The sequence below is a fragment of the Enterobacter sp. 50793107 genome, assembly GCF_001463365.1.
Taxonomy (GTDB): domain Bacteria; phylum Pseudomonadota; class Gammaproteobacteria; order Enterobacterales; family Enterobacteriaceae; genus Enterobacter; species Enterobacter cloacae.
Map to the genome: position 1 here is coordinate 1 of NZ_LNII01000165.1, position 1,782 is coordinate 1,782.

General features: G+C 62.5%; 1 protein-coding gene. It reads left to right on the forward strand.

Translation table 11 applies throughout. The features are described from left to right. Positions 1-65: 65 nt before the first annotated feature. Positions 66-1,782: AAA family ATPase (locus APU11_RS23330; RefSeq protein WP_114078548.1), on the forward strand; the 1,717-nt coding region annotated here is incomplete at its 3' end.

Below are 1,782 nucleotides of genomic sequence, written 5' to 3' on the forward strand. Positions count from 1 at the left end.
GGTTCCTGAATACCAGGAAAAGCGACGGGCGGTAGCGTGTCCGGAACTGATAAAGAGAGAGTCTCATGGAAAATCCAGCCAGCCTGTTACGTCGTCTGAACCCCTACTGCGCCCGTGCGATGGAAGGCGCGGCCTCCCTGTGCCAGACCCGCGCCCATGCGGAAATCCTGCCCGAGCACTGGCTGCTGAAGCTGCTGGAGCAGGGAGAGGGTGACCTGACGGTGCTGGCACGGCGCTACGAATGGGATATGGACGCCATCTGGCAGGATTTGCTGAATTTTCTGGAGAAGCTGCCCCGTTCAGTGCGCAGCCGCCCGCAGCTTTCGGACAGCACTCAGACCCTGATGCAGGACGCGTGGCTGCGCGCCTCGCTGGCGGGCGAAGCGCAGATACGCAGTATTCACCTGCTGATGGCGCTGGTGGACCGGCAGAGCCTGGTGCGCTGCGACGGTTTATGGCCGCTGCTGACGCTGGGGGGGAGCCAGCTTGAGCGTCTGCGGCCGCTGCTGGATGCGCAGTCAGATGAGCGCGAAGAGGTACAACAGGAAGAAGAACAGGCGCAGGGCGGCAGCGTGCCGCTGTCCGGCAGTGAGGTGAAAGAGGGCGAACTGTCACCTGCGTTACAAAATGCACTGGATAAATTCACCCTTGATGTCACCGCTAACGCGCGTGAGGGCAAAATCGACCCGGTTTTCGGCCGTGATACGGAAATCCGCCAGATGGTGGATATTCTCTCGCGGCGTCGCAAGAACAACCCGATTCTGGTGGGGGAGCCGGGCGTGGGGAAAACCGCCCTGGTGGAAGGACTGGCGCTGCGTATCGCCGAAGGGAATGTGCCGGAGTCCCTGAAAACGGTGAGCCTGCGCACGCTGGATCTCGGTCTGTTACAGGCGGGGGCAGGCGTGAAGGGGGAGTTTGAACAGCGCCTGAAAAACGTCATTGATGCGGTACAGCAGTCTCCGTCTCCGGTGCTGCTGTTCATCGACGAGGCGCACACCATTATCGGCGCAGGCAACCAGGCGGGCGGCGCGGATGCGGCCAACCTGCTGAAACCGGCGCTCGCCCGCGGCGAACTGCGGACCATCGCGGCCACCACCTGGAGTGAATACAAGCAGTATTTTGAGCGCGACGCGGCACTGGAGCGGCGCTTCCAGATGGTGAAGGTGGATGAGCCGGACGACGACACCGCCTGCCTGATGCTGCGGGGGCTGAAATCCCGCTACGCGCAGCACCACGGGGTGCACATTACCGATGAGGCGGTCAGGGCGGCGGTGACCCTTTCCCGTCGTTACCTGACCGGCCGTCAGCTACCGGACAAGGCGGTTGACCTGCTGGATACCGCCTCGGCACGCGTGCGGATGAGCCTCGACACCGTGCCGGAGACGCTGACCCGGATGAAGGCGCAGCTCACGGCCCTGGCGATGGAAAAGCAGGCGTTACTGGAAGATATCGCGGTGGGTAACATCACCCACGGTGAACGTCTGGCGGCCATCGAACAGGATGAAGTCCGCATTATTCTGGAGCTCGACGAACGGGAAGCGCAGTACGGCCAGGAGCTGAAACTCACGGAAGAACTGCTGGCCTGCCGTGCGGACCTTTCCCGTCAGGCGGAGATTGCCGGCCTGCAACAGCAACTGAGTGACGTTCAGCAGGGTAACCCGCTGCTGGGGCTGGATGTGGACGCGCGTACCGTTGCCACGGTGATTGCCGACTGGACCGGTGTGCCGCTCTCCTCATTAATGAAGGATGAACAGACGGAACTGTTACGCCTCGAAGAGCACG